Below are 26,990 nucleotides of genomic sequence, written 5' to 3'. Positions count from 1 at the left end.
TCGATGGCCTGCGATCGCCGCACGGCCATCACGCATGCAGATAGCGTTCGAGTGCAATGACGGGGGCCGGCTTGGCGAAGAAAAAGCCTTGCAGTTCGTGACAGCGCTCATCGAGCAACGCTTGCCGTTGGTCTCTCGTTTCCACGCCTTCGGCGGTAATCGGCAGATCGAGGCTGCGGCACAGCTCGGTGATCGCGTGGATAATGGCGGCCGATTTCGGATTATTACCGAGTCCATTCACAAAGCCGCGATCGATCTTCACGCGCGTAAAGGGAACGCTCTGCAGCAGCCCCAATGACGAATAGCCCTTGCCGAAATCGTCCATCGCGACACCCACGCCCATTGCGCGAATTTCGTTCAAGATGCGCGAGGACGTGCCGGACGATTCCAGCAATACCGATTCGGTGATTTCCACTTCGAGACGATGTGCCGGAAGCGCCGCGTTCGTGAGTGCGTTCGCGAGGATGAGCGTGAAGTCCGCGTGAATCAGCTGAGCCGGCGAAACGTTCACGCTCAGGCGAATATGCGCAGGCCAGAGCGCCGCGTCCCGACACGCCTTCTCCAGCACCCACGCTCCGAGTTCCGGCATCAAGCCTCGCTCTTCCGCAACCGGAATGAATTCGGCGGGCGACATGGGGCCCCGTTTGGGATGACGCCAGCGCAGCAGCGCCTCGCATGCGGTGGTGATGCCGCTATGCGCTTCGACGATGGGCTGATAATGCAATTCCAGCTGATTCGCGCGCAGGGCGTTTCGCAGATCGTCTTCGAGTTCGTTGCGCAGTCGGATCGGATTGTTCATGCCGCTCTCGTACAGGCGAAAGCAGTTGCGGCCCGCGCGTTTGGCCGCATACAGCGCGAGGTCCGCGCGTTGGAGCACCGTGCCCGCATCGATCCCGGCCCGCGCGTGAACGACGATGCCGACGCTTGCGCCGATGCTGATTTCATTGTTCGTGATTTCGAACGGCGCGGAGAGATTGTCGATGCAGCGTTGCGCGAGTTCCGCGGCGTCATTCACGCTTCGAAACGGGACTTGCAGAATCGCGAACTCGTCGCCGCTCAAACGGGCCAACTGGCCGCTCGAGCGCACGGCGCCGGCGAGCCGTTGCGCCACGGCCTTGAGCAGTTCATCGCCGACATGATGACCGAGCGTGTCGTTGACGGACTTGAAGCGATCCAGATCGAGAAAAAGCAGGGCAAACGGCTGCTCGGACGAGGCGCTTTCGGCCAGCTCGGACAAGCGTTGCTGGAAGCTCAAACGATTGGGCAGGTCGGTCAGGTGATCGTGATGAGCGAGATGAGTGATACGGTTTTCGGCGATACGCCGCTCGGTCATGTCTTCGATCGTGGACACCCAGCCGCCATCCGACAGCAGGCGCGTGACGACCGAAATGCTGCGGCCCAGACGGGCGACTTCCATCGTCGCCTGCTGCTGATTCGCTTCAAAACGCTGAACGTGCTGCGCGCGGACCTCTCTGGCCCACCCTGCCGCCTGAGCCTGGGACATGCCAGCGTGCTCGCCGATTCGCCGTAGCAGCGTGCTCAGCCGCATCCCTTCGAACAAGGTGTCCCCAGGGAGCGACAGGATGTGGGCGAACTGGTCGTTGGACACGACGAGGCGTCCGCGATGGTCGAACAGACACAATCCATGCGCCATGTTGTCCAGCGCGAGATCCAGATTGCGCGTGGTCTCCTCGAGCGCAAGCGAGATCTCGCGCTTTTCGCTGCAATCGCGCGTAATTTTTGCGAAGCCGAACAGCTCGCCGGCATCGCCGTAGATCGGCTGGATGACCACGTGCGCCCAGAGCCGGCTTCCATCCTTGCGAACGCGCCAGCCTTCGGTCTCGAACTTGCCGGTTCGACGAGCTGTTTCGAGGCCGTACTGCGGCAAGCCGCGATCGCGGTCCGCGGGCTCGTAAAAGCAGGAGAAATGCTGGCCGACGATCTCGGACGCCTCATAGCCTTTCGCCCGTTGCGCACCGGCGTTCCAGTTCGAGACGATGCCGTTCGTGTCGAGCATGTAGATCGCGTAATCGGTGACGCTTTCCACCAGCAACCTGAAACTGCGCTCATGGTCGCGCGTCGGCTTGTCCAGCGAGCGCTCTATGATGCGATCGCGCATTAAATTATCAGACCCGTGGAGTCGAGGTTCGCCGCCTGGGAGAGGCGCGAGGGAGACAGGTGCCCAGATTTGCGTGCCGTTCTGACGCACGCGCCAGCTTGCTCAGCTTTCATTTTTTTGAAGATCTGATCTGTTTCGCGAGATGCCCAGTCGGAATATATGCGGCTTGGCGGGGCGCGTGCAATGGTTAAAAAGCACTTGTGGGCACGCAAACGTTTCATTTCGACGATTCAGCGCCGAGGCTGCATTTTTCGTCGGCTCAAAAGCGTTCGGTAAGGGACGAGCACATGGACGGATGCCCCGATCCGCATTCGTCTGCGTTGGTCTGCGTTGGTCGCTTCCCTGTTGGACGCGCTCGATGCCGGAGCGAGGCGTCGGCAGGATGGGGGAGAAAGACGGCTGCTGCGGGGCGGAGATTTTGCGCTTTTCCACAGCACCTGCGGAGCCGCATGGCGCCGTGTGGGACGAACTTCGATTCGCGGAAAGGAGCGGTTTTCCGCTCCGTTTCCGCTTCAGCCGAATTACTGCCGCATCAACGCCATCATCGCGCCGAAGCCGACGAATACGCCGCCCGTCACGCGATTGAACGCCTTCGCCACGCGGCGGCTCTTGAGCGTCGCGCCAATGCGCGTGCCGAAGCCCGCGTACACGAGATACCAGCTCACTTCGCAGACCGCGAAGGTCGCCACCAGCACGCCGAACTGCGGCAGCGTCGGGCGGCTTGCGTCGATGAACTGCGGCAGCAGCGCGGCGGCGAACAGGATCGCCTTCGGATTGCTGCTGGCAACGAGGAAGCCATTGCGGAACAGCGTGGCGGGCGAGCGCGCCGGGCGGGCGGCGAGCGTCTCTGCTTCAGCGTTGCTGGCGGCGTGTTCTTCGACGGGCGCGCCCCAGGCCTTCACGCCCAGGTACACGAGATAGGCCGCGCCGATGAAGCGCAGCACGTTGAACATCGTCGGCCAAGCCTGCAGGAACACCCCGAGCCCGGCGGCGGAGACCGCGAGCATCAGCACGAGCGCGGACAGGCAGCCGCCCATGGTCGCGCTCGTGCGGCGCAGGCCGTACTGGGCGCCGTGCGACATGATCAGCAGCATGTTGGGACCGGGGATGTCACAGACGACGAAGACCGTGGCGAGGAAAAGCCACCAGGTATGCAGGTTCATTGCGACGGCGGACGTAAGAAAAAAGTAGGCGAAACGTCGATTATGCCAGTGCGCGCACGTCCGCAGCGACCGGTCTCTGGCCGGCATCTGGCCAGTCATGGACCGATTCCGGGGCCGCAAAAGAAAAAAGCCCGCGATGAAGGCGGGCTTGAACCACGTCGATAGAGACATGGAGGAGACGAATCCAGTATAGGCAGGGCTTTGGCGAGGATCAATATTTGTCTGCGGATTCAACCGTTAACCATTGTTAAACAAGGAGATTTATGATTGCTCTGCCAGTCGGTCGCGCCCAGAATGCATCAACGCCGATGCTCGGCGAGCGTGGTGAGCGCAATGGGAGAAAGGTGCGGCGGCAACGGTGTCTGTGCGGCCCGCATCTCGACAGGCAGGCAGCAGGGATGGACAGCAGTGATCGGAAATCGGGCAAACCGGAGGGGTCAAATGGGCATTCTGGACAAGTTGGGTGAAGTGGCTGGCGCGGTGGCCGCGGTGGAAGCGGCCGAGAAAGTCGATCCGAACGCGGGCTTTTTGACGAAGGCGGCCGCCGCGGTCGCGGGCTTCGAAGGCGCGGGGGCGCTCGAGAACATGGTCGAAAAGAAGGAAGATGAAAAGCAGGCCGACGACGGCGACGCGGCCGCCACGGATTCGCAAACCTGAGCCGGCGCAGGCGAAGTTTCCGCCTTGATGCATCGGTGATGCGCCGTGATTCACGGCAGCCGGGAGTGACAAGCGCTCATGCACCGCGGTCTTCGGGCCGCGGTTTTTTTATGCGTAATCGATGCGTCAACGTTGCGTCATCTTCGATCGACCGGATTAGCGGCGCTCACTGCTTCACGAAAACAAAATCGCAATGCCGCGTGGTGGTGCGCTGGCCGCTGCCCGAAGCCGCGTCGAAATGCGCGCTCACTTCGTACGTGTACGGCGTGCGCGGCTGCGGATGACCGACCGCATACGCGGGCGCATTCGTGAGTCCATTCGCCATGAGCGTGGAGGAACCGTCGGGCTCGATCTTGCCGTCGAGCGTGAGCCAGCCGCCTCCGTCCTTCAAGCCATGTTCGCCATGCAGCACGCCCTGCACCACGGTGGCGGGGAATTGCCAGGTATAACTCAATGTATTGTCAGGCGCGGTCGGGCAATTGAGCGTGACGTTCCACGCGCCGTCGAAGGGACCCGCGGCCTGGGCGTCGAGTCCGTAACCGAGTGAAACCGCGCAGGCGCCCAGTATCGCCATACAGCTTGCCGTCCTCGATCTGATGCGCAGCGTGTTCATCGCCGCTTCTCCGGTTTCGCGCCGTCATCGCGCCAAACCGTGTCTCACGCAAGGCGCATTCCCGCGTGCACGCTCACGCGGGTCGCCTTGATTCATCCGATCAGCCCTGGCGATTCACGCAGACGGGTTGCCGATCGCATCGAGTTTCGCGAGCACGTCCGCGCTCAGTTCGAGATCCTGCGCGCGCAGGTTTTCGCGCAGATGCGCACGCGACGACGTACCCGGAATCAGCAGAATATTGGGCGAACGGTGCAGCAGCCAGGCGAGCGCGACGCTCATCGGCGTGGCGTCGAGTGATCGCGCGAGGGTCGAGAGCGCCGTCGACTGGATCGGCGTGAAACCGCCGAGCGGAAAGAACGGCACCCACGCGATGCCGCGCGCGGCGAGCGCGTCGACGAGGGCGTCGTCGGCGCGATTGACGAGGTTGTAGTGGTTCTGCACGCAGGCGATGGGCGCGATGCGCTCGGCGTCGGCGACCTGTTTCGCGGTCGCGTTCGACAGGCCGATATGACGCACGAGGCCGCGCTCGCGCAGGCGCGCGAGCCTTTCCATCTGCGGTTCGACCGGGCCTTCGGCGGGCTTGTGCACGTCGCCCATGATGCGCAGGTTCACGACGTCGATCGCATCGAGCGCCAGATTGCGCAGATTGTCGTGCACGGCGCGCTCGATGTCGTCGGGATCGTGCGCGGGCAGCCAGCCGCCCTGGTCGTCGCGCACGGCGCCGACCTTGGTGACGATCGTGAGGCCGGCGGGATACGGATGCAGCGCCTCGCGGATGATCTGGTTCGTCACGTGCGGGCCATAGAAGTCGCTCGTGTCGATGTGGTTCACGCCGCGTTCCAGCGCCTCGCGCAGCACCGCGACGGCCTCCGCGCGGTCCTTGGGCGGCCCGAACACGCCGGGGCCGGCGAGCTGCATGGCGCCGTAGCCCATGCGGTTGACCGTGCGGCCGGCGAATTCGAAGGTGCGGCTCGGGGTGGTCTGCTGGCTGGTCTGCGGGGTGGTCGGCTGGGTCATGGCGTTCTCCTGGAAAAGGGATGGCGCCAGTATGGACTGAGTCGCGTTGGTGGATAATCCCGTCAGATCCGCACGGGTTGTGCAAAATTTTGCACAATGGCGCATGGGCGCCCCCATCAAACTGTCTGCGCCGAATTCCGCTTTTCTCGACCCGATTCGTCCCGATTCGACCTCATCATGACGCGCGAAACCCGACCGCAAGGCCATCCGGCCCTCGAAATGAACGATCTGGCCGCCTTCGTCGCCGTGGCGCGCGCGGGCGGTTTCCGCGACGCCGCGCGCGCCGGCGGCGTCTCGCCGTCGAGTCTGAGCACGGCGGTGCGGCGGCTCGAAACCCGGCTGGGTCTGCGGCTGCTGAACCGCACGACGCGCAGCGTCGCGCCGACCGAGGCGGGGCAAAGTCTGCTCGACACCATCACGCCGCTGTTCGCCGAGATGAAGGCCGCGCTCGACGTGCTCAACGGCTATCGCGACCGGCCCGCGGGCGTGCTGCGGGTGAACGTGCCGGCCAACGTCGCGCGCAGCGTGCTGCCGCCGATTCTCGCGGGCTTCGCGCGCGCCTATCCCGAGATTCGCGTGGAAGTAGTGGTGGAAGACGGTTTCGTCGACGTGTTGCAGGCGGGCTGCCACGCGGGCATTCGCTACGACGAGCGGCTCGAACAGGACATGATCGCGATTCCGATCGGGCCGTCCGTGCAGCGCTTCGCCACGGGTGCGTCGCCGGATTATCTGGCGGCGCGCGGCGTGCCCGCGCATCCGCGCGATCTGCTCGACCACGCCTGTCTGCGCGTGCAGTTTTCGGGCGGGGCGATGGCGATCTGGGAGTATCAGCGCGACGGCGAGACGGTGCGTCTCGATCCGCCGGGGCCGCTGGTGGTGAAGCCCGCGGCGGCGCTCGATCTGGCGATCGAAATGGCGCTGCGCGGGGCGGGCGTGGTCGCGATGTTCGAGGACATGCTCAAGCCGCATTTCGCGAGCGGCGCGCTGGTGCCGCTGCTCGAGGACTGGTGGCCGCAGTTTTCCGGGCCGTTTCTCTACTACCCGGGGCGGCGGCATCCGCCCGCGCCGCTGCGCGCTTTCGTCGACTTTCTGAAGTCGGGCGCCGAGGCAGGCGCAAATACTTCGTCATCCTGATGAGATATCCGCGCGGGTAAACGCGTGGGGAAAACGCGCGAGAAAAGCGCAGCGTTTAGCGCGCGGCGCGCGTCCAGCCGAATTCGATGAACACGCGGCACAGTTCGGCCATGCCCTTGGCGTCTTCGTCGTCGAAACGCGCGAGGTGCGGGCTGTCCACGTCCCACACGCCGATCAGCGTGCCGTCCGCCGCCACGAGCGGCACCACGATTTCCGATTGCGAAGCCGAATCGCAGGCGATGTGGCCCGCGAACGCGTGCACGTCGGGCACGAGCTGGGTCTCGCGCGTCTGCGCCGCCGTGCCGCACACGCCCTTGCCGAGCGGAATGCGCACGCAGGCGGGCTTGCCCTGGAACGGGCCGACCACGAGTTCCTTGCCGTCGAAGAAGTAGAAACCGGCCCAGTTCAGCCCGTCGAGCGAGTGGTAGACCAGCGACGAGAAGTTCGCCGCGTTCGCGATCGCGTCGGTTTCGCCTTCGATCAGCGCGCGCGCCTGGGCGGCGAGCGTGGCGTAGAGCGCGGGTTTGTCGGCGGGAAGGGAGTCGGTGAGCGAAAACATGGTGTGTCGAGCCTGGTGAATCTGGGGTGAATCCGGGAATGAAGCGGCGCACAGCGCGCCTGCGAGGGCGCCAGTTTAGGCCAGATCGGGGGTTTTTGCTCGATTGGGCCCGATTGTCGGGGGCGGCGGTGGGGCCTTTGTGACCTTGCCGTGGGCGTTACCGCGCGCGGTCGTGCGATCGGTGCGGGCGATTCTGCTCGGCGATGTGCTGCGCCAGCCGTCGCGCGAGCAACACGAGCGCTGGATGGTCGCGAGTCCGCCGGGGCGCAACCGCATTCGCGCGGCACTGCCCGCGGACTGGCTGGCGGGCGATCGTCCCGGCACCAGTGTGGAGGCGCAGACCAACGACTACGCGATCGTGCGTCCGCCGGGCCGCGCGCCGCCGCTGGTCGCGGCGCATTGCGAAGCGCCGGGGCTGGACATGCCGCATCGCGGGGCGGCGCGGCTTGAGGCGCGAGGTGAACGAGCGTGGATAACACGGCGACACCGCCCGCAATCAGACGACTGCGTGCGCTTCGAGCGTTTCCGCGAGATGGTGAGCGAACGCGCGCACGCGTGCGCTCATATCGTGTCGCGACGGATAAGACGATAAAGAGGCCGGTTTCCGCAGCCGCTTCGCCGCCTGTTTTCACTTCGATCAGCGTGTCTCGCGCGACGTCGTCCTCGCACAGATGCGACGGCAACGCGGCCACGCCCGCGCCGCGCAGCGCGAGTTGCCTGAGCAGTGCGAAGCTGTTCGCCCGTGCGGCACGACGGTTTCTTTCGCGCGATGGCGGCGTTGCCGGTGCCGCACGCACTCGCCGCCGTGCGGCGCGTGTGCGCGCAATACCGCCAGGAGATCGTCGGGCTTTAAGGCTTTTCGGCGCGCGTCTGGCGCGCGTTCGCGCGACCCGCCTCGTCGGCGATATCGAGCGCCTTGCGTTCGCGGCGCTCCTCGTTGCCGCGCCGCGCACGCATGCGCTGACGCGAGAGCACGCTGATGATCTCGCCCGTGCTGGCGTTGGCGGGAATCTCGTTGCGGATGACGTTGGGCACCATCGGCAACCCCTGACGCTGCCGGCGCAGCGCCTGCGAAATCGCGCGGCGGCAGTCGTCGCCGTGGCAATCCCACTCGTCGCGCAGCTCTCCGCAGTATCGGCATTTGTCCATCGGTTCAGTTTACCCGGAATCGGCGCGCGCTTTCGGGGCGCGACCACGTGACCCCGCCACGTAACCACGCGACTACGCGCAGGCAAGCGCTGCGTGCGCCCGCCGACGCAGCGCAGCAATCGGCGCACGCGCGCGCCCGGCGCGGCGCTATCATCGGCGATGACTCGAAGCGGGAGCGGCCCATGGCAACGAAAACGTCGGCGACAGCGACGACGGCGCAAAGCGGCAACATCGGCACGGTCCTGTTCGACATGGAAGGCGTGCTTTCGCACTACGACCGCGACGCGCGCGCGGCACATCTCGCGGCGCTCACCGGCACGGCGCCCGACGCGGTGCGCGCCGCGATCTGGGATTCCGGCCTCGAAGCGCGCGCCGATGCCGGCGAACTCGCGCCCGACGCCTATCTGCGCGCGCTCGGCGAACTGCTCGGCTGCGCAATGGACCGCGCGACCTGGCTGGCGTCGCGGCGCGCGTCGATCACGCCCAACGACGCCACGCTCGCGCTCGCCGCGCGCGCGGGCGAGCGCTGCCGCATCGCCGTTCTGACGAACAACGGCAGTCTCGTCACCGATCACCTCGACGCACTGAATCCGCCCGTCGCGCGTCTGTTCGGCGGGCGCGTCTATGGCTCGGCGCAATTCGGCGCGGTCAAACCCGCCGCGCGGACCTACCTCGGCTGCGTCGAGCATCTTGGCGCGCTGCCGCACGAAACCCTCTTCATCGACGATAGCGACGCGAACGTGCAAGGCGCGCTCGACGCGGGGCTGCACGCCTGTTTGTTCGTCGATACCGGCACGCTCGAGCACGACCTGCGCCGCTTCGGCGTGTTGCACGACTGAAAGCAGGCACGAACGCCTGCGCAAGCGCAGCTTCAGGGTGGATCCGGCTTGAGCCGGGTGCGTTTCGCGACTACGCTCGGACATTCAAAAAACGCATTCTCACCGATGGGAGCTTGCAAGGCATGCATGACCTGAGTGTCCGGCGTTTGAGCCACGTGGTGGCGCTCGCGGAGGAGCGCAGCTTCGCGCGCGCGGCCGAGCGCGTGCATCTGAGCCAGCCCGCGCTGAGCCGCAGCATCCAGGCGATCGAAGAGGAACTCGGACTACGCCTGTTCGACCGCGCGGTGCGCGGCGTGGCGGTCACGCAGGCGGGCAAGGCGGTGGTGGAGCGCGCGCGGCGCGTGCTGTTCGAGGCCAGTTGCCTGACGCGCGACGTCGAACTGCTCAAGTCGCACGAAGCGGGCGAGGTGCGCATGGGCCTCGGGCCGTATCCGACGATGGTGCTCATGCCCGACCTGCTGGTGGCGCTGTCGCGCCGTCATCCGGCGGTCGAGATGAAAGTGTCGGTGAATCAGGGCATGCAGATGGTCGAGATGCTGCTGGCCGAACAGCTCGACTTTCTCGTCACCGACCGGCGCGTGCTGCCCGACAATCCCGCGCTCGCCATCAAGTCGCTCAAGCGGCACGACGGCGGCTGGTTCGCGCGCGCCGGGCATCCGCTCACGCGCCGCGGCGCGGTGAGCACGGCGGTGCTGCGCGACTTTCCGCTGGTGTCGGTGCCGCTGCCGCCGTTCATGCGCGCGGCCGTGCATCGGCTCATGAAGATCCGCTCGCACGAGTCGATTGGCGTGCAGCTCGAATGCAACGATCTGCAGGTGCTCAAGTCCTTCGTCGAGCAGACCGACGCCTTGCTGTTCGGCACGGTGTCGTCGGTGCGGCGCGAGCTGGCGGCGGGCACGATCGAGCGCATCGAGGTGGCCGATTCGCCGCGCATGGGGCTCGATATCGCGCTCGTGGTGCTGGCCGAGCGCACAATGTCGCCGGCGGGCGAGGTGGCCGTCACGCTCGCTCAGGAACTGCTCGCGGACGCGCAGAAAACGAACGTCTGACGCCGGCCGGCACGCAGAAGGAAACCGCCGCACGCCGCGACTATGATGGACGCATCGTCCATCGCCGGAGTGTCCGATGAGCCTGTCCGCACGGCGTTCTACCTGGCGTTCTGTGCTCGCCGCGCTGTGGTTCGGCGCGAGCGTGGTTGACTCGCAAACTCCCGCTTACGCGCAAACTCCGGCGACTGCCGAAGCGGTGCAGTCCGCCGTCCCCGCGACCGCGCCGCTCGTCTACGTAAGCGATTTCGAACTCGACGCCTCCAGCGTCACGACCGATCAGAATCCCGTCGATCAGGCGCGGCGTCTCGCGGGCGGTTTGCTGCCGCGGCCTTTGCCGCGTCTGCGCGGCGAGGATCCGCAGGCGAAAGCGCGCGACATCGTCGAGGAGATGGCGTCGACGCTGGTCGCCGACCTGCGCCGCGCCGGTGTCGATGCGCGCCGACTCGCGGCGGGCGCGCCCATGCCCGCACAAGGCTGGCTCGTGCGCGGCGTGTTCCTGCAGGTGGACGAGGGCGACCGCTTGCGGCGCGCGATGGTGGGCTTCGGTTCGGGCGCGAGCGAGGTTCAGCTGGCGGTGGCCGTCGACGATCTGGCGACGCACGCGCCCGCGCCGCTCTATCAGGTGATCGACGCGCAGTCGAGCCACAAGACGCCGGGCGCGGGGGCGGCCATCGCGCTCAATCCCTACGTGGCCGCCGCGAAGTTCGTGATCGCGCGCGGCGATCAGCGCCTGACCGTGGAGCGCGCGGCGGGACAGGTCGCCGATACCGTGGTGGCGCGCGTGAAAGCCGCGCCCTGAGTCATGCCGCGACGCCGCAGAAAAAGCCGCGTTCACACGCGCTTCGGAATCTCCAGCCCGCGCTGCACCGCAGGACGCGCGACGAATGCATCGAGCACGCGCTTGACGTTGCTGAACGAGTCGAAGCCCACCAGATCGCCCGCTTCGTAGAAGCCGACCAGATTGCGCACCCACGGGAACGTGGCGATATCGGCGATCGAGTAGTCGTCGCCCATGATCCACGTGCGGGCCGCGAGGTGCTGGTCGAGCACATTGAGCAGACGTTTCGACTCGGCGACGTAGCGGTCGCGCGGACGCTTGTCCTCGTACTCCTTGCCCGCGAACTTGTGGAAGAAGCCGAGCTGGCCGAACATCGGGCCGATGCCGCCCATCTGGAACATCACCCACTGGATCGCTTCGTAGCGCGCCGCGCCCGAGCGGGCGAGGAGCTGGCCGGCCTTGTCGGCGAGATAGATGAGGATGGCGCCCGATTCGAACAGCGGCAGCGGCGCGCCGTCCGGACCGTTCGGGTCGAGAATCGCGGGAATCTTGTTGTTCGGATTCAGCGAGAGAAACGCGGGCGACAGTTGATCGTTGGCGTCGAAGCGCACGAGATGCGGCTCGTACGGCAGGCCCAGTTCTTCCAGCATGATCGAGACCTTCACGCCGTTGGGCGTGGGCAGCGAATAGAGCTGGATGCGCTCGGGATGCTGCGCCGGCCATTTTTCGGAGATCGGGAAGGTCGAAAGTGCGTTCATGCTTTTCCTCTGAGTGGTCTTGTCGTGTCGATCGGTCTGGCCGTGCGACGAAGGCCGCCTAGTGTAGAAGAATTACGGCAAGCGCGTTGGGCGTGTCCTGATTCTTGCTCGATCCTTGCCGTTGCGCGTGACGGCGTTCACACGCTGCCTTCCTTCTCGATCACGAGAATGCGCGCCGCGCCGCGCGGATGCGCCACGTGTTCGCAGCCCACCTGCGCATAAAACACGTCGCCGGTTTCGAGCACGGCCACGTGTTCCGACACGCCGGTTTCGCTGCGTTCCCGGTAGTGCATGTCGACAGTGCCGTCGAGCACTGCGAACACTTCCTCGCCGTCGTTCACATGCCATTTGTACGGCTGGTCGGTCCAGTGCAGACGCACGGTCGTGCCGTTCAGATTCGCGATATCGAGCGCGCCCCAGGCGCGCTCGGCGGTAAAGCTCTTGCTGCGGATGATCTTCATGAGGGAGCACGAAAACAAGGGATAAAACGCGGCGCGCGATGCTGGATGCTGCGCGTTTAATGTTGCGCCGGCAACGACTGCTGAAAGCTGATCAGATTGAGCGGAGCAACGCGGATGAGGCCGCCGCGCGGGCTGTCGATATCGGCGATCAGGGTCAGCGACAGCGAGACCGTGATGGGCAGCACGAACAGCAGAATGCGCTTGCCGCTCCTGCCGCGTGCGCCATAGCCCTGCATCAGATTGCTGAACAGCGCGATGATGATCATCAGTATCCATGCCGCCACGGGAATGCGGTTGATCCACGCGGCCTGCGTATAGCCCTGGGTGTTGATGACGTCGTTCATGCCCGCCACCACGAGCGCCGTGACCGGATTCGGCTGCGCCGCCGCCGCGTCGCGCACGCCGTTCCAGAGCTGCGTTTGCAGATCGGCGGTCGTGCGGTTGATTCGCGCGAGGGCGTGGCTTTCGTGCGTGGTGTAGTAGAGCACGCGCGTCTCGGTGTACTTCGCGAGCAGCGCTTTGAGGTTCGCCGCGCCCGCGCCGCCGATCAGATCCGCGCGCAGATATTCCGTGCCGATCGCGTTCGCTTCTTCCTCCTCCAGATTCTTGCGCTGGTCGTAGCGGCCCACCGCCATCGAGAGCGTGAAGCCGATCAGCAGCGCGAGCAGCGTGAGCGTGGCGCCTTGCACGACGTTGTAGTTTTCGCGCGCCTCCTCGGAGAGCGGGAAGCGGCGGTCGAGCACGACCGCGCCGAGCGCGGCGGCCAGCGGCAGGCAGACAATCAAGGTGACGAAGAGATACGCGGGATGCTGAAGGTATTGCGTCATGGTGGCTCCGAGTGGCGTGAGTCGAAGGCGCGTGAACGGCAATAAACGTTGGCAGGCAAGGCGGCTGGGTGGAGCGATTCTACGCGTTTGCCGGGTCTTCGCGCTCGACCTCGTTCAGATGCACGGCGCGCAGATCCTCGATGAATGCGCGCTGAATGTCGCCCGCGTTCGTCATGCGCCGCGTGACCATATGGAAGGTCACGTCGTAGCGCAGCGCCGAGGGATTCACGGCGCGCAGCAGGCCGCCGTCGACATAAGGCTTGGCGAAATGCACCGGCAGATAGCCGAGATGATGGCCCGAGAGGATCAGCAACGCGACGGCTTCCATGTTGTCGGCGATGGCGGTCACATTGCGCTCGTGCGTGGAATGCTGCGCCTCCGGCAGCGGATAGCTGCGCCACGCCCACTCGCACGCGGCGGCTTCGGCGGCGCCCACGTCGCCCGGTTGGTCAGCGTGGGCGGCGCGCCCGAACAGCGCGTGGCGCGCGCCGCAATACGCGTACTGGCGCTCGATGAACAGCGAGGTGTAGTCGAGGCTCGGCACGCGGTGCCAGAAATAGCCGATCGCGATATCGACCTTGCCGTTGAGCACCTGCTCCTCCAGTTCGCCCGGCGAGCGGATCTGGATGTTGAAGCGCACGGCCTGGTCGCGCTGGCGAAAGCGCGCGATGGCGTCGCTGATGCGCGCGTTCTGGCTGAACGGCGTGTGGCCGATCAGGCCGAGATTGAGTTCGCCGACGAGCTGGCGGTCCATATTGGCGGCTTCGGCGCAGAACGTATTGGTGGCCATCAGCAGCCGCCGCGCCGACATCGCGAAACGCTCGCCCTTGGCCGTGAGTTTGAAGCCGCCGCGCCCGCGCTCGCAGAGCCGGAAGCCGAGCCGCGTTTCCAGCGAAGCGAGCTGCGTGCTGATCGTCGATTGCCCGACGTTGAGCGCGGCCTGCGCGGCCGTCAGCCCGCGCGCGTCGACCACGGCGAGAAAAACGCGGATCAGCCGCAGGTCGAAGTCGGTCAGGTTGGCCAGCATGCTTCAATCCTCACATTGATGCGAATCGATGTAAACATCATCAGGCCGTCATTTTATCCGTATTTTTTTCCCTCTAGCATTGCCAGCATTGGGTTTCATCCCACTGCTCCTATCGATGTTTTCAGGGTTTATACGGATATGAACGACTCGCAACACACCCCGCTGAACCAGCCGCTTTCCGGTAACGCCATGCCGCGCTTCGGCGGCATCGCCTCGATGATGCGTCTGCCGATCGCCGACACGAGCGCGGGACTCGACGCCTGTTTCGTCGGCGTGCCGTTCGATCTGGGCACCTCGAACCGCAACGGCGCGCGCCTCGGCCCGCGCCAGATCCGCGCCGAGTCGGTGCTGCTGCGGCCCTATAACATGGCGACGCGCGCCGCGCCGTTCGACTCGCTGCAGGTGGCCGATATCGGCGACGTGGCGATCAATCCGTTCGACATCCACAAGGCGATCGCCGATATCGAAACGGCCTACGACGGCATCATCGCCGGCGGCTGCAAGCCGGTCACGCTGGGCGGCGACCACACGATCGCGCTGCCGATCCTGCGCGCGATGCACAAGAAGTACGGCAAGGTCGGCGTGGTCCACGTGGACGCGCATGCCGACGTCAACGACACCATGTACGGCGAGAAAATCGCCCACGGCACGCCGTTTCGGCGCGCGGTGGAAGAGGGCCTGCTCGATTGCGACCGCGTGGTGCAGATCGGTCTGCGCGGCACCGGCTATCATGCCGACGATTTCGACTGGTGCCGCGATCAGGGCTTTCGCGTGGTGCAGGCCGAGGCGTGCTGGAACCGCTCGCTCGAGACGCTGATGAAGGAGGTGCGCGAGCAGATGGGCAACGGTCCCGTCTATCTGAGCTTCGATATCGACGGCCTCGATCCCGCGTTCGCGCCAGGCACGGGCACGCCGGAGATCGGCGGACTCACGGTGCCGCAAGGTCTGGAAATCATTCGCGGTTTGCGCGGCCTGAATCTGGTGGGCGCGGATCTGGTGGAAGTCTCGCCGCCGTACGACCCGCAAGGCACCACGGCGCTGCTGGCCGCGAATCTCGCCTTCGAAATGCTGTGCGTGCTGCCCGGCGTGGCGTATCGCGCCTGAGCGATGTCGATTGATACGGCATCCGAAATGATTCAAAGATGACGCCAGTTCCCCGGAGAGCAAGCATGAGCGAGACCCCGACTTCAACCGAGACCGCCGTTCTGGCCGCCGCCGATGCGCTGATCGCATCGTTTGCGCGCCACGACCGCGACGCCTATTTCGCGGCCTTCGCGCCGCACGCCAGTTTCGTATTTCATCACGTGAGCGAAGCGCTGCCGACGCGCGCGGCCTACGAGGCGCTGTGGCGTCAGTGGGAACGCGACGACGGCTTCGCCGTGCTCGGCTGCGAGTCGAGCGGGCGCGCCGTGCAGTGTCTCGGCGACGTGGCGATCTTCACGCACAACGTGCGCACGCAGGTGAGCACGCACGCGGGCCGCGAGACTTTGGTCGAGCGCGAGACCATCGTGTTCGCGCGCGATGGCGCCGACTGGATCGCCGTGCACGAGCATCTGTCGCCGCACGCCTGCGTGGCCGTGCAGCACGACGTGAACGAAGCGAACGCGCTGGAGGCGTCCGCATGAAGCGCGAGACCGTAGTCGCGGCCGTGGAGCCGGGCGTATTCGTCGATGGCGAATGGCGGCATGGCGAAGGCGCGCCGCTCGAGCTGATCGATCCGTGCAGCGGGCAACCGGTTGCGCGCGTGTCGGCCGCGAGCGCCGCCGACGTGGACGCCGCCGTCGCCGCTGCCGCGCGCGCCTTGCTCGGCTGGCGCAAGACGCCCGTGACCGTGCGCGGCGAGCTGCTCGAACGCATCGCGCAAGGCATCGAAGCGCGCAGCGTCGAACTGATCGACCTGCAGATGCAGTGCAACGGCAAGCCGCGTTTCGAAGCGCAGCTCGATGTGAGCGACGCGGCGGCCACGTTCCATTACTACGCGCAGTTGTGTCGCGATGGCGGCGTGGCCACCACATCGACGGTCGCGTTGCCCGACCCGGGTTTCGACGCCGAAGTGCGCCACGAAGCCGTGGGCGTCTGCGCGCTGATCGTGCCGTGGAATTTCCCGCTCGTGACAGCCGCGTGGAAGCTCGCGCCCGCGCTGGCGGCGGGCTGCACGGTCGTCATCAAGCCGTCCGAACTCACGCCGCTCGCCGAACGCGCGCTGGCCGACATCGTCGCGTCGGCGGGCGTGCCCGCGGGCGTGGTGAATCTGGTCGCCGGCGCGCGCGAGGTGGGCGCGCATCTGGCCGCGCATCGCGGCGTCGCGAAGGTCTCGTTCACGGGCAGCACCGCCGCCGGGCAAGCCGTGATGCGCGCCGCCGCCGAGCGCATGCAGCGCGTCTCGCTCGAACTGGGCGGCAAGTCGGCGCTGATCGTATTCGACGACGCCGATCTCGACGAAGCCGTCGAACTCGCTTTCAACGGCGCGTTCTTCAACGCGGGGCAGATGTGTTCGGCGACCTCGCGCGTGCTGGTGGCGCGAGCGCTGCACGACGCGTTCGTCGAGCGGCTCGTGGCGCTCGCGCGCGACGCGGTCGTCGGTGCGCCCGACGCCGCCGACGCGCGCGTGGGACCGCTGATCAGCGCGGCGCAGCGCGAGCGCGTGCTCGGCCTGCTCGCGCGCGGCAAGGACGAAGGCGCGCGCGTGCTGTGCGGCGGTGCGCTCGCGCGTCCAGGCTTCTTCGTCGCGCCGACGGTCTGCGCGAACGTCGCGCCCGACAACGTGCTCTGGCGCGAGGAAATCTTCGGCCCGGTCGCACTGGTGCGTGCGTTCGATACCGAATACGAGGCGATTGCGCTCGCCAACGACAGCGACTACGGACTCGTCGCCACGGTCGTGACCGCCGACGCCGAACGTGCCGCGCGTGTCGCCGACGCCTGCGAGTCGGGCGTCGTCTGGGTGAACGCGCCGCAAGTGATCTTCCCGCAGACCGGCTGGGGCGGGCGCAAGCTCAGCGGCATCGGCCGCGAACTCGGACCCTGGGGCGTGCGCGCCTATCAGGAAATCAAGCATGTCATTCGCGCGCGTCCGGCTGGCGCGCCGCCATTGTCGCCGTCGCTGCAACCGTAATAACGAACCCGCCGTCAACGCCATCGCTCGCGCGCGTCGCGCGCGCGGGCAGGCGCACCCCACAGGAACAGACAGATGAACACTGACAACGTCAACGGTTGGGCGGCCGACGGGGCCGAACCGCCACGCAGCATGGAAGCGCCCGGCGCCGCCGTGCCCTCGAAATGGCGCAAGATCGAAGTGCGTTCGATCGACTACGTGCCCGCGCACGAACGCCACGGCAGCGTGGCGGGACAAGGGCCGTTCTGGTTTCTCGGCAACTTCCAGTTCTTCACGATCGCCATCGGCTTCGTGGGTCCGAGCATGGGACTGTCGCTCGGCTACACGATCCTGTCGGGCGTGCTCGGCATTCTGTTCGGCACGCTGTTCATGGCGTTTCACGCGTCGCAGGGCGCGCATCTCGGCCTGCCGCAGATGATCCAGTCGCGCGCGCAGTTCGGCTATCGCGGCGTGGTGTTGATCCTGATCGCCACGCTGTTCACGTTTATCGGCTTCAACGTGGTCGATACCGTGCTGATGGCGAGCGGCGTGAAGGGCATCTTCGGCTGGTCGCCGACGCTCGTCACCATCGTCACAGCGCTGATCGCGCTGGCGCTGGCGATCTACGGTCACGACTGGCTGCATCGCGTGTTCAAGTGGCTGCTGGTCGCGAGCCTGCCGCTCTATGTGCTGCTGACGCTGTGGATCCTGTTCGGCGCGGTCGGCGTGAAGCCCGGCATCGTGCACGCGGGCGGCTTCTCGCTCGTTGCATTCGCCGCGCAGTTCGCGGCCAGCGCGAGCTACAACATCACCTATGCGCCGTATGTGTCCGATTACTCGCGCTATCTGCCGCGCGATACGAAACCGCGCGCGATTATCGCGGCGGTGTTCGTCGGGGCATCGGCGTCGGCGATCTGGCTGATCGCGCTGGGTGCGTGGCTCGCCACGCGTCTGGGCGCCTCGGACGGTCTCGTCGCGCTCTACGATGCGGGCAACGCGATGTTCCGCGGCTTCGGCGTGCTGATCTCGCTGGCGTCGGTGGGCGCGATGGTCGCGACGATGGGCCTGAACGCCTATAGCGCGATGCTCACGGTGGTCACGGCGGTCGATTCGTTCAAGCCCGTGAAGCCGACGCAAACCGTGCGCGTGGTGACGGTGCTCGCGCTCGGTCTTGTCTGGGTGGTGATTTCGCTGTCGCTGTCGGGGAACGCCATCGATATTCTGTTCGCGGCGCTCACGATCATGCTGTATCTGCTCGTGCCCTGGACGGCGGTGAATCTGGTCGATTACTTCTTCGTGCGCCGCGGCCATTACGCGATCACGCAACTCTTCACGCCGCGCGGGCTGTATGGCGCGTGGGGCGCGCGCGGGCTGATCGCCTACGCGGTGGGTTTTGCCGCGACGGTGCCGTTCTTCGTGCTGCCGGGGATTTATACGGGGCCGCTCGCGGCGCGCATCGGCGGTGTGGATGTGGCGTGGGCGGTGGGACTTGCGGTGTCGGCGCTCGTGTATCTCGCGCTGGCCCGCTCGATCGACGCGCAGGGCGAGCGCAAGGCTGTCGCGCAGAGCGAGCGGGAGATTGCGGAGCTCGATCAGGCGATGACGCGGAGGAGTTGAATCGAATTGAAGCGGTAAAACGAGCGCGGCGCACGGTTTTTTACGTGCGCCGCGCTCGTTTTGTGGTGTCGGTTTGTCCTTGTAGAACGGTGTGGCGTGGAGAGTCGAAATGCGGAAATTCATCGCCGGAGGCAGCGAAGTCGACGTGATATGACGTGCCACAGGGTCACGAAGTGACTGTGACAATTCTTGACGAATGTGCTTGTAAGGCGGTGTTAGATTCGCGCTCCAAATCGATCTGCGTGGATTTCAACGAGCATGAAAGCCGAAGCACGACTCAGGAGATAGCTGGCCCCGCAGCATGTTGCGCGTGATGCGCGACGCTTGACAGGCGCGGCCGGAACAAGCGAAAGCTTGCGCGAGACAAGACGTCCGATATGGATGCGGGCGACCGCCGCGATCATGACGGTGGTGATGTACTTCACGCCTGCGATGCTGCTGGCGGATCAGGCTGCGCACGCCGCGCCGCCGATCGTCGATCCACGCGCGCCGGTCCAGTTTCAGCCAACGATAACGCAGACGGGCGCGGGCGTGCCCGCCGTCAACATCACGGCGCCCAATGCGGCGGGTCTGAGCGTTAATCAGTATTCCTCATTCGGTGTCGACGCGGGCACCGGCCTCGTACTGAACAACAGCCTCGTCTCCGGCACGCCGCTGCTCGGCGGCGCGCTTGACGCGAACCCGAACCTCGCGGGTCGCACGGCAACGACGATCCTCAATCAGGTGACGTCGACTGCTCCAGCGATCCTCGCCGGGCCGCTTGAAGTGTTTGGCTCTCCGGCGAGCGTGATCGTCGCAGCGCCGAATGGCGTGAGCGTCAGCGGCCTGTCGTTGACCAACGCGCCAGGGTTCGTCCTGACCACGGGCGTGCCGCAGTTCATTACCGGCCCGGGTGGTGCGGCGACGAGCTTCGCGAACGCGGGCGCCGTCGCGTTCGCCGTGTCATCGGGCAACGTCAGTATCAACGGAGCGCCGGGCTCGACGGGGGCGAACGGCCCCGGCGCGGGCATCGAAGGCACGGTCGGCAACATCGATCTGATCGGGCAGTCGGTCAGCCTCAACGCGCCGCTCTACGCAAACCAGGCCGTTCACGTCATCACCGGCAACCAGACCGTTACGCCGACGTCGGGTTCAGGCTCCGCGTACGGCACGTCGAACGTCGTCGCGGGGCAGCCCGGCGCGGTGGCCGTCGACGCGAGCGCGTTCGGATCGATTACCGCAGGGCAGGTGTTCATCGTCTCGACCGCGGCAGGCCAGGGCGTCAACCTGCAAGGCCCGCTCGCCGCGACGGCGGGCAACGTCAGCGTCAACGCGGCGGGCGATATCGTCGTCGGCAAGACCTTCGGCAGCGAGAACGTTAGACAACCCGGCGCTGCTGCTCAGTCTCGCGCTCGCATCGACGAACATTGTCACGGGCAGTCTGACCGGCGGCGAGAACGGTTTCTGCTGCGACTACTCGGGATGGCCGGTCTCGCTCACGCTCGCGGACATCCTTTCGCCCACGGGCGCGGCAAACCCGATTCCTGATCCGGTCGTCGGGCTCCTGCTTGGCTCGGCTGTGCCGACCGCGCCGCCCGTGGCGACCTCGGGGACGGTGACGTTCGTCCAGGTCAAGGTCATGGACCAGCTTGCCGGGACGTCCAGAACGTTATGGTTTGTCGAGACGCCGGAGAACGCGGGCAAGGCCATCGCGCGCGTGACCGTCGCGCTGCCCACGGTCACGGAGACGACCACGACGACGGGGGGCGCGCCCGGCGCGTCGGGCTCGGTCATCGCCGCGGGGCATGACCTGAACCTGAACGCCGATACCCTGCTGAACTCGGGCGGCACGGTCAGCGCCGGGAACGACGCGAATATCCACGTCCAGACGCTCGACAACAGCGGCTCGACCTACCGTTCGACTGTCACCGATTCGGTCGATCTCGCCTCGCTCAACGCGTTCCTCTCGGCGATGCCGTCGACGCTTGGCGTATGGGGCAACTACAACGGCCCGACCGCCATCGGCCCGTACACCATCGGCGCGTGGATCAACACGTCGGGCATCAAGCTCGCAGCGCCCGGAACGGTCACGCCGCTCTCGACCTCGTCGTCGGTCTCGGTGCAGGGTGGCGCGGGGCAGATCGTCGCCGGTCATGACGTCAATCTCTCGGGCGGCGATCTGACGAACGCCGGATCGATTGCCGCGACGAACAACGTCAACATCACGTCGAACAGCTTCACGAACCAGGGCACCAACGTCGGCACGATGACGACGACGGCGGGCTGCGCGGCAGGTTACAGCGCGGGCTGCGCGACGCTCTCGACCACAAACCCGAACTCGGAAAATTGGACAGAACCTCCCGCAGAATTTCCCCGTGATCGACAGATTCGAAAATGGCGTCGCGACGAGCATCAAAAGTCTAGACGTGAATGCTAGTTCATACCAAAGTACAGCTACGCTAACCCGGACATTGAACAGATATATCGATAACGTGGCTGCGTACAATGGAACAGGCCCGGGTGGTTGGGCTGGTGCGAATGTTGATGCAAGTCAGATTACCGCTAGAGGACTTGATCTTGTAATACCGAATTCGGGGTCAATCGCACAGCAACAGGTAATAAAGCAAGCTGTTGAGTACGGGCTATCGAAGGGCGTAAAAGTCAATGTGATCATACATCCTTGATTTCTAGAGGAAGAGAAATTGAAAGCTGCTTACGCTATTTTGCGAAACGGGAAAATTTTCCTGCAAAGCTATTCCAAGGCAACCACGGGGCTATGGATTGCAACTGGCCCCGTCCATGTTGTTGGAGGGGATTGTGAAGCGGATCTGAGCGAGAGAATCCGAGGAGTCTTGGCAGGTTCGGAGGTGGATGTACCTCATCCTAGTCAAAGTGAGTGGAAATTAATTCAGGCGCCAATGCTTCAAGCTGTGGGCGTAAAGAGTTGGGCGACGCTTGGAAAGGGGGCGAAATCGGTCGGATTGGAGTGCGAGTCGGAACTGGTGAGAATGGTGCCAACATCAGATTACTGGAACAAAGGCGGGAGGGCGCTCAAAGATCAAACGATTGAGTGCGAGTTGTCCAGTGCTGAACTCGGCCATAAATTAGTCACGGCGTTTGAGGCTTGCAGTTGAGTAATGCTTGTGAACGTATCGAGAGCGGCTGGCTTCCAGAAAACGATTCTCGCTAAAGTGATGAGAAAAATCGGATTTGATGGTGGGCATTCGATGTATGAACTAGGGCCAGCCCCTGATGTGTCACTGTTCTTCCATTGTTTGAGACGGTATGCAGAAGAGGATCATCCAACGCAGGACTGGAGCGTGCTCACCGATCGTCTGTATCGGCGTTACCTTCGCGCGGAAGAACTGGAGCCTGCATTGAAGTTGATGGCCCAGGCGCGAGAGATCTTTGCGCAAAAACCGGCAAAGACGTCGATAGAATGGGACGCTGCAATGCTCGCAGATCCGGAAAGGAGCCGCTTGAATCCCGATCAGCCCTCATTGGCCGATGTGTTCAGTAGTTACTTCGACCGTTTCGCGGACGCCTGCGCGTCTGCGAAATCATTCGTCGATGCCTTTAACATCTATCAGCCGGTCCGAACAGTGATCACCGACCTCGCTGGTTTTGCGCGCGACAAGAACAAGCCCCTCGAAGAATACGACGCGCTAGAGGGAGCGCCTATGTGGCTGCGATAGGAGGCGACGCCGTTTAGCGTTCGCCCATATCGATCCGAGGCGGTCGGTCAATCAGATTTTTCTGAAAATTATTTAGCACTACGACGTAAAGAATGGCGATGAGTAAAACAATCAGATCAAATCGCGCACGGGGTGCGTACGCGACAACGCTCGGCGGTGTCCTCGCGCTCGCCGTCGCGGGCGCATACGCCGCAGGGATTACCCCCGACGGCGCCACCTCGACAAACGTCTCGACCGCCGCCAACGGCCGCCAGACCGTCTCCATCGCGCCCGCCGTCGGCGGCGTATCGAGCAACACGTATCGCACGTTCAACGTGTCGAACGCTGGCGCGGATCTTCAGAACACGGGCGTCAACGCGCGAACCATCGTCAACCAGGTGACGAGTACGAACCCGTCGCTCATTCAGGGCGCGGTGAGCGTGCTCGGGCCGCGCGCGAACGTCATCCTCGCGAACCCGAACGGCGTGACGGTCGACGGCGGGTCGTTCGTGAACGCCGGGCACGTCGTCCTCTCGACCGGGCAGGTCAGCTTTAGCGACATCACGCTCGCGCCCGGCCAGATCCAGCGCAACGTCATCCTGACCACGAACGGCGGCGCGATCACCATCGGCCCGGGTGGCCTCTCCGGCACGCTCATCAACCTCGACCTCGTCTCGAAGCAGCTTGCGGTCAACGGTCCGGTTGCGAACGCCTATACGAGTTCGACGGGCGGTATCCGCGCGCTGACCGGCAGCAGTACGACCACCTGGGATACGAGCCTTTCCCCGTCTGATAACGGGCATGACTGGCTCGTCGGGCTCGTCTCGCCCGGCGCGCAGGGACCGGCTTACGCGGTCGATATCACCGAGGCGGGCGGCTTGACGGCAGGGCGCGTACAGATCGTCATCACCGATCAGGGAGCGGGCGTGCGCAGCGCGGGCGCGATCAACGCGACGGCGGGCGATGCGCTTGTTCAGGCCAACGGCGACGTCACGACCTTGGGCGGCTCGATAACCGCCGCGCACGACGCGACGATTGCGACGCCCGGCGCGGTCTCGCTGCACGATACGCCCGTCGTCGCGGGTCACGACGTCGGCCTCAACGCGGGGACGAGTATCGCGGTACAGGGCGGCGCCCTCCAGGCGGGCAACGATGCGAGCCTCGGCGCGCAGGGCGGCGCGATGACGTTGCAGGATACGCGCGTGACGGCGGGAGAGGACATGTCGCTCGCCGCGACAGGTCCGCTTTCGGCGACGGGTACGGAAGTGCTGGCAGGGCGCGACGCCGTCGTCCAGGCGTCGGATATCACGCTCGCGGCAGACGCGACGCGCGCGACCTCGATCAGCGCAAACCGCAATACGACGCTTCTGAGTATTGGCGATAGCGGCGAACTCTCGGCAACGAACAGCACAGTCGAGGCGGGGACCGACGTCACCATGACGGCGACCGGCACGCTCGCGCTCGACGGGGCGCAGGTTCAGGCGGCCAACGATTTCGCCATCACGTCGGGCGGCGCGTTCTCGATGGTCGGTGCTCAGGTCGGCGCGAACCACGACGGCGCAATCAGCGCGGCGGATATCACGGTCTCCGACGCCGGCTCGGGCCCGTCAACCCTGCGCGCGAACCATGCTCTCGCGCTCGCGAGCGGCGGAGCGATCACGAACACGGGCAGCACGATTCAGGCGGGACTCGCGCAGGCGGACGGCACGCACTCGGGCGGCGATCTTACGCTTTCCGCGCTCGGCAGCATCACGAGCGTTTCCGACGCGACGAACCTCGCGGTGCTGTTCTCCGCGAACGGCCAGGCGGTGCTTTCCGCGCAGGGCGATATCGTCAACGATAACGCGCGCATCATCGCGAACGGCGCGGTCTCGCTCTCGGCGCAGGGCGACGTCAGGAACGTGATCGACCACGCGGGAGGCGTCAACGGCGGCGCGCCGCTCGCCTACCTCTACACCGGGGGGCGCTTCCTGTTCTTCAGGCACCAGACGGGGGGTTACGACGTCGATTACGGGACGGTCACGCAGCCCGCGCAGATGGCCTATATCGCGTCGAGCAACGGGTCGGTTTCGATCTCGGGGCGCAACGTCACGAACGCGGCCCGCTCGCGCACGCAAGCGATTCCCCGGCACCCACCGCGCTACCTGCTGGCGCTGTCGCCGTGGTCAACGGGGTGGCCGTCCCCACCTCGCTACTGGACGATGCCGTTCGCCGGGTGAGCGCGAACGGCGCGCAGCAGCCCGATACGCCGCAGCTGCGCCAGATGCTGACCAGCGGACTGATCGCGCGTGAAGTGTTGCGCCAGGGCGCGGAGCAAGCGCATTACGACCAGAAGCCCGAGGTGAAGCAGGCGCCGGCGCAGGCGAAGATCGACACCGAGGTGAGGCTCTATCTCGCGGACCACGTGCATCCCGACGCGGTGACGGACGCGCAGGTTCGCTCGCGCTACGACGCGCTCGTCGCGTCGCTCGGCAAGGACGAATTCAAGGCGCGCATCATCACCGTTGGCGACGAGGCGACGGCCCGGAAGGTGCTCGCGCAGGTCAAGGCAGGTGAGCCGTTCGACGCACTGGCGAAAGCGTATAGCGTGGCGGCGACCGGGGCGCAAGGCGGTGAAATGCCGTGGACGAGTTTTCCGGTGCCGGCGGCGGAGGGCAAGACTCAGGGACTTCCGCTGCCGATCGCGCGCACAATCGCGCAATTGCCAGCAGGCGGGATCACACCGCAGCCGGTCCAGATCGGTAACGCATGGGTGATCGTGAAGCTGGATGCAAAGCGTCCGACGCAGATTCCGCCGTTCGAGCAGGTGAAGGACACGGTGAAGGCGCAACTCGAGGTGCTGGCGCTGCAGAAAGCAGCGGCGGCTTTCACCGCAGCGCAGATTCGCGGCGCGACGATCCAGCAGTGAGGTGAGTCGCGTCCCGTGTCTTTGTGGGACCATCGCGCGGCGCACGTTCGAAAACGTGCGCCGCGCTTTTTCATGCTTTGAGCCTAAGGCCAGCGGCTACACGCCGCCGCGCTCAGCCCTGCTTCCAGAGCGTGCGGCCCCAGAACGTCAGCGTGCGGTCCCACGCCTGTTGCGACCAGACCGAATCGAATTGCGTGTGCGCGATGCGGCCCGGGCCGACGGCCTCTTCGTTCGCGAACGCGTGATAGGCGAGGTAGCGATGGAACTCGACGTTCACGCCGCCGTCCTTGAGCTTCTTTTCCAGTTCGTCGACGGTCTCGATCTTGAAGAAGCCGTCCTGCGTGCCCCAGTGGCCGAGCACCGGCGCCGTGATCTTGCTCGCGTCGAGGTACTCGAGCGGGGGGAAGCCGTACCACGTCACCACGCCCGCGAGATCGGGAATCTGGTTGGCGGCCAGCAGCGTGAGCGCGCCGCCCATGCAGTAGCCGGTCACGCCGATGCGGTCGGTCAGCGTGCGCAGGTGGTCGACCGCGCCGCGGATGTCCTGCGAGGCGGCGTCGCCGAAATCGAGGCCCGTCATCAGGTGATGGGCTTCTTCTTCCTCGACCGTGCTCTTGCCGCGATAGAGGTCGGGCACGAGCGCGTAGTAACCGGCTTGCGCGAGACGGTCGGCCACGCCGCGAATCTGGCCGTTCAAGCCCCACCATTCCTGGATCACGACGATGGCGGGCGCGCCCTCCGTTTTGGCGGGCGTGGCCAGGTAGCCTTGCAGCGCTTTGCCGTCGGGGCGGTTGAAGGAAATCATGGAGCCGGTGGTCTTTGTCATAAGGCGTTCCTTGAGGGTTCGGTGAATCGGTGCGAAAGCGTTTAGACATTTCCGAAGGCTTTCGGATGCGATAGCGGCGAACAAAAGCCGGTGTCGAAAAAGCGCAAGCCGTAGCATAGCGTCTGCGCGCGTGCTTTGCTCGGCGGCATCGGCGCGAAGTCGATGCCGGCGCGACAAGGTTCGCTAACGGCGGGTGTCCGGCGTGCGTCTATTCACCGATCAGGTGCAGCACGACATCGCGCGTCGAGGCGTGGCGCCGATGCTCGAACAGATAAATCCCCTGCCACGTGCCGAGCACCGGACCGCCGAACTCGACGGGAATCGACAACTGCGTCTGCGTGAGCGCGGTGCGCAGATGCGCGGGCATGTCGTCGGGGCCTTCGGTGTCGTGCTCGTAGCGCTGCGGGTCCTCGGGCGCGATCGCGTCGAAATAGCGTTCGAGATCGCGGCGCACCGAGGGATCGGCGTTCTCCTGGATCAGCAGCGAAGCCGAGGTATGGCGGCAGAACAGCGTCAGCAAACCCGTGCCGATGCCGGTTTCGCGGACGAATTCGCGCACCTGCGCGGTGAAATCGACGAGCCCGCGCGAGCGCGCGTGCACGTGCAGATGATGGATGGCCTGGCGCATGGGTTTCTCCGGTAAGGCGCGATGCGTAAGCGGGGCGGGCGAAGCGAGCAGGCGGGGCGAGCAGGCAGAGCGAGGTCGCCGCAACAGGTCCGATGGCCGCCCGCACGGCCTTCGCCG

Annotated in this window: 29 protein-coding genes; 17 read left to right on the top strand and 12 right to left on the bottom strand. The window is 65.5% G+C overall.

From position 1 onward, the window contains the following. Positions 1 to 28: 28 nt before the first annotated feature. Together BMY06_RS20990 and BMY06_RS20985 are read right to left on the bottom strand one after the other, a co-directional pair. Entirely contained in the window at positions 29 to 2,119 is a 2,091-nt protein-coding gene (locus BMY06_RS20990) for a sensor domain-containing protein (protein ID WP_074984962.1), read from the bottom strand. Between the two features lie 521 nt (positions 2,120 to 2,640). Beyond that, on the bottom strand, positions 2,641 to 3,282 hold the full coding sequence (locus BMY06_RS20985; protein ID WP_074984960.1) for a LysE family translocator: 642 nt from the start codon (positions 3,280 to 3,282) through the stop codon (positions 2,641 to 2,643). A 441-nt stretch (positions 3,283 to 3,723) separates the two neighbouring features. Here BMY06_RS20985 and BMY06_RS20980 point away from each other — a divergent pair, with 441 nt between their 5' ends. Beyond that, positions 3,724 to 3,939, top strand: coding sequence for a hypothetical protein (locus BMY06_RS20980; protein ID WP_065059118.1), 216 nt, complete (start codon positions 3,724 to 3,726; stop codon positions 3,937 to 3,939). A 166-nt stretch (positions 3,940 to 4,105) separates the two neighbouring features. Here BMY06_RS20980 and BMY06_RS20975 read toward each other — a convergent pair whose 3' ends face one another. Both BMY06_RS20975 and BMY06_RS20970 read right to left on the bottom strand, forming a co-directional pair. Beyond that, complete coding sequence (locus BMY06_RS20975) at positions 4,106 to 4,513, bottom strand: hypothetical protein (protein WP_074984959.1); 408 nt, start codon at positions 4,511 to 4,513, stop codon at positions 4,106 to 4,108. 153 nt (positions 4,514 to 4,666) lie between these two features. Continuing rightward, entirely contained in the window at positions 4,667 to 5,569 is a 903-nt protein-coding gene (locus tag BMY06_RS20970; RefSeq protein ID WP_074984957.1) for an aldo/keto reductase family oxidoreductase, read from the bottom strand. Positions 5,570 to 5,746: 177 nt separating this feature from the next. Here BMY06_RS20970 and BMY06_RS20965 point away from each other — a divergent pair, with 177 nt between their 5' ends. Further along, complete coding sequence (locus tag BMY06_RS20965) at positions 5,747 to 6,703, top strand: LysR family transcriptional regulator (RefSeq protein ID WP_074984956.1); 957 nt, start codon at positions 5,747 to 5,749, stop codon at positions 6,701 to 6,703. A gap of 55 nt (positions 6,704 to 6,758) precedes the next feature. On the opposite strand, the gene BMY06_RS20960 is transcribed toward BMY06_RS20965, so the two are convergent. Then, the gene (locus BMY06_RS20960) at positions 6,759 to 7,262 is read right to left on the bottom strand and encodes a GAF domain-containing protein (protein ID WP_065059121.1); all 504 of its coding nucleotides are present in this window, start codon (positions 7,260 to 7,262) and stop codon (positions 6,759 to 6,761) included. A 103-nt stretch (positions 7,263 to 7,365) separates the two neighbouring features. Between BMY06_RS20960 and BMY06_RS39945 the strand changes: the two genes are divergently transcribed. Continuing rightward, positions 7,366 to 7,854 (top strand): serine hydrolase, encoded by a 489-nt coding sequence (locus BMY06_RS39945; protein WP_176087197.1) that lies wholly within the window; start codon positions 7,366 to 7,368, stop codon positions 7,852 to 7,854. Between the two features lie 257 nt (positions 7,855 to 8,111). On the opposite strand, the gene BMY06_RS20950 is transcribed toward BMY06_RS39945, so the two are convergent. Further along, positions 8,112 to 8,411, bottom strand: coding sequence for a hypothetical protein (locus tag BMY06_RS20950; protein ID WP_074984952.1), 300 nt, complete (start codon positions 8,409 to 8,411; stop codon positions 8,112 to 8,114). A 182-nt stretch (positions 8,412 to 8,593) separates the two neighbouring features. Here BMY06_RS20950 and BMY06_RS20945 point away from each other — a divergent pair, with 182 nt between their 5' ends. The 3 genes from BMY06_RS20945 to BMY06_RS20935 all read left to right on the top strand — a co-directional run bounded on the left by BMY06_RS20945 (position 8,594) and on the right by BMY06_RS20935 (position 11,098). Continuing rightward, positions 8,594 to 9,250, top strand: a complete 657-nt coding sequence (locus BMY06_RS20945; RefSeq protein ID WP_074984951.1) for an HAD family hydrolase — start codon at positions 8,594 to 8,596, stop codon at positions 9,248 to 9,250. A gap of 122 nt (positions 9,251 to 9,372) precedes the next feature. Continuing rightward, complete coding sequence (locus BMY06_RS20940) at positions 9,373 to 10,299, top strand: LysR family transcriptional regulator (protein WP_080180474.1); 927 nt, start codon at positions 9,373 to 9,375, stop codon at positions 10,297 to 10,299. 76 nt (positions 10,300 to 10,375) lie between these two features. Further along, positions 10,376 to 11,098, top strand: a complete 723-nt coding sequence (locus tag BMY06_RS20935; RefSeq protein WP_080180475.1) for a DUF4410 domain-containing protein — start codon at positions 10,376 to 10,378, stop codon at positions 11,096 to 11,098. 32 nt (positions 11,099 to 11,130) lie between these two features. Here BMY06_RS20935 and BMY06_RS20930 read toward each other — a convergent pair whose 3' ends face one another. The 4 genes from BMY06_RS20930 to BMY06_RS20915 form a co-directional block, all read right to left on the bottom strand. Next, positions 11,131 to 11,835: a glutathione S-transferase N-terminal domain-containing protein gene (locus tag BMY06_RS20930; protein ID WP_074984947.1), complete on the bottom strand. Its 705-nt coding sequence runs from the start codon at positions 11,833 to 11,835 to the stop codon at positions 11,131 to 11,133. Positions 11,836 to 11,972: 137 nt separating this feature from the next. Beyond that, positions 11,973 to 12,296 carry a cupin domain-containing protein gene (locus tag BMY06_RS20925; RefSeq protein ID WP_065059127.1) on the bottom strand — a complete coding sequence of 108 codons (324 nt, stop codon included), beginning with the start codon at positions 12,294 to 12,296 and terminating at the stop codon, positions 11,973 to 11,975. 56 nt (positions 12,297 to 12,352) lie between these two features. After that, complete coding sequence (locus BMY06_RS20920) at positions 12,353 to 13,123, bottom strand: bestrophin-like domain (RefSeq protein ID WP_074984946.1); 771 nt, start codon at positions 13,121 to 13,123, stop codon at positions 12,353 to 12,355. A 79-nt stretch (positions 13,124 to 13,202) separates the two neighbouring features. After that, positions 13,203 to 14,150 (bottom strand): LysR family transcriptional regulator, encoded by a 948-nt coding sequence (locus BMY06_RS20915; RefSeq protein ID WP_074984944.1) that lies wholly within the window; start codon positions 14,148 to 14,150, stop codon positions 13,203 to 13,205. Between the two features lie 138 nt (positions 14,151 to 14,288). On the opposite strand from BMY06_RS20915, the gene speB reads away from it, so the two are divergent. From speB to BMY06_RS20865, 11 genes are all read left to right on the top strand, one after another. Continuing rightward, positions 14,289 to 15,254: an agmatinase gene (speB, locus tag BMY06_RS20910; RefSeq protein WP_065059130.1), complete on the top strand. Its 966-nt coding sequence runs from the start codon at positions 14,289 to 14,291 to the stop codon at positions 15,252 to 15,254. 65 nt (positions 15,255 to 15,319) lie between these two features. After that, the gene (locus BMY06_RS20905; protein ID WP_065059131.1) at positions 15,320 to 15,775 is read left to right on the top strand and encodes a nuclear transport factor 2 family protein; all 456 of its coding nucleotides are present in this window, start codon (positions 15,320 to 15,322) and stop codon (positions 15,773 to 15,775) included. Further along, positions 15,772 to 17,262 (top strand): aldehyde dehydrogenase family protein, encoded by a 1,491-nt coding sequence (locus tag BMY06_RS20900; protein WP_074984942.1) that lies wholly within the window; start codon positions 15,772 to 15,774, stop codon positions 17,260 to 17,262. Before BMY06_RS20905 ends, BMY06_RS20900 begins: the two co-directional genes overlap by 4 nt. Positions 17,263 to 17,394: 132 nt before the next feature. Then, positions 17,395 to 18,858, top strand: a complete 1,464-nt coding sequence (locus BMY06_RS20895) for a purine-cytosine permease family protein (RefSeq protein ID WP_065059168.1) — start codon at positions 17,395 to 17,397, stop codon at positions 18,856 to 18,858. A 381-nt stretch (positions 18,859 to 19,239) separates the two neighbouring features. Further along, complete coding sequence (locus tag BMY06_RS20890; RefSeq protein WP_074984941.1) at positions 19,240 to 20,385, top strand: filamentous hemagglutinin N-terminal domain-containing protein; 1,146 nt, start codon at positions 19,240 to 19,242, stop codon at positions 20,383 to 20,385. Positions 20,386 to 20,434: 49 nt separating this feature from the next. Beyond that, positions 20,435 to 21,274 carry a hypothetical protein gene (locus BMY06_RS20885; RefSeq protein WP_124263190.1) on the top strand — a complete coding sequence of 280 codons (840 nt, stop codon included), beginning with the start codon at positions 20,435 to 20,437 and terminating at the stop codon, positions 21,272 to 21,274. After that, on the top strand, positions 21,213 to 21,521 hold the full coding sequence (locus BMY06_RS40655; RefSeq protein WP_390971074.1) for an endonuclease toxin domain-containing protein: 309 nt from the start codon (positions 21,213 to 21,215) through the stop codon (positions 21,519 to 21,521). Before BMY06_RS20885 ends, BMY06_RS40655 begins: the two co-directional genes overlap by 62 nt. Positions 21,522 to 21,539: 18 nt before the next feature. After that, the gene (locus tag BMY06_RS38825) at positions 21,540 to 21,971 is read left to right on the top strand and encodes a hypothetical protein (RefSeq protein ID WP_074984938.1); all 432 of its coding nucleotides are present in this window, start codon (positions 21,540 to 21,542) and stop codon (positions 21,969 to 21,971) included. 3 nt (positions 21,972 to 21,974) lie between these two features. Next, positions 21,975 to 22,532: a hypothetical protein gene (locus BMY06_RS20875; protein WP_313903838.1), complete on the top strand. Its 558-nt coding sequence runs from the start codon at positions 21,975 to 21,977 to the stop codon at positions 22,530 to 22,532. Between the two features lie 98 nt (positions 22,533 to 22,630). Beyond that, a complete protein-coding gene (locus BMY06_RS20870; protein ID WP_080180488.1) occupies positions 22,631 to 24,730 on the top strand; it encodes a two-partner secretion domain-containing protein in 2,100 nt (699 codons plus the stop codon). After that, complete coding sequence (locus BMY06_RS20865) at positions 24,727 to 25,419, top strand: foldase protein PrsA (RefSeq protein ID WP_074984934.1); 693 nt, start codon at positions 24,727 to 24,729, stop codon at positions 25,417 to 25,419. The genes BMY06_RS20870 and BMY06_RS20865 overlap by 4 nt, the downstream gene beginning before the upstream one ends. Before the next feature lie 112 nt (positions 25,420 to 25,531). On the opposite strand, the gene BMY06_RS20860 is transcribed toward BMY06_RS20865, so the two are convergent. Then, positions 25,532 to 26,245: a dienelactone hydrolase family protein gene (locus tag BMY06_RS20860; protein ID WP_074984932.1), complete on the bottom strand. Its 714-nt coding sequence runs from the start codon at positions 26,243 to 26,245 to the stop codon at positions 25,532 to 25,534. A gap of 208 nt (positions 26,246 to 26,453) precedes the next feature. Continuing rightward, positions 26,454 to 26,873 carry a secondary thiamine-phosphate synthase enzyme YjbQ gene (locus BMY06_RS20855; protein WP_065063463.1) on the bottom strand — a complete coding sequence of 140 codons (420 nt, stop codon included), beginning with the start codon at positions 26,871 to 26,873 and terminating at the stop codon, positions 26,454 to 26,456. Positions 26,874 to 26,990: the final 117 nt, after the last annotated feature.

Origin of the sequence: Paraburkholderia tropica (assembly GCF_900109265.1) — a bacterium.
In the GTDB taxonomy this organism is placed as follows: domain Bacteria; phylum Pseudomonadota; class Gammaproteobacteria; order Burkholderiales; family Burkholderiaceae; genus Paraburkholderia; species Paraburkholderia tropica.
This window is presented reverse-complemented; position numbering and strand designations above follow the sequence as displayed.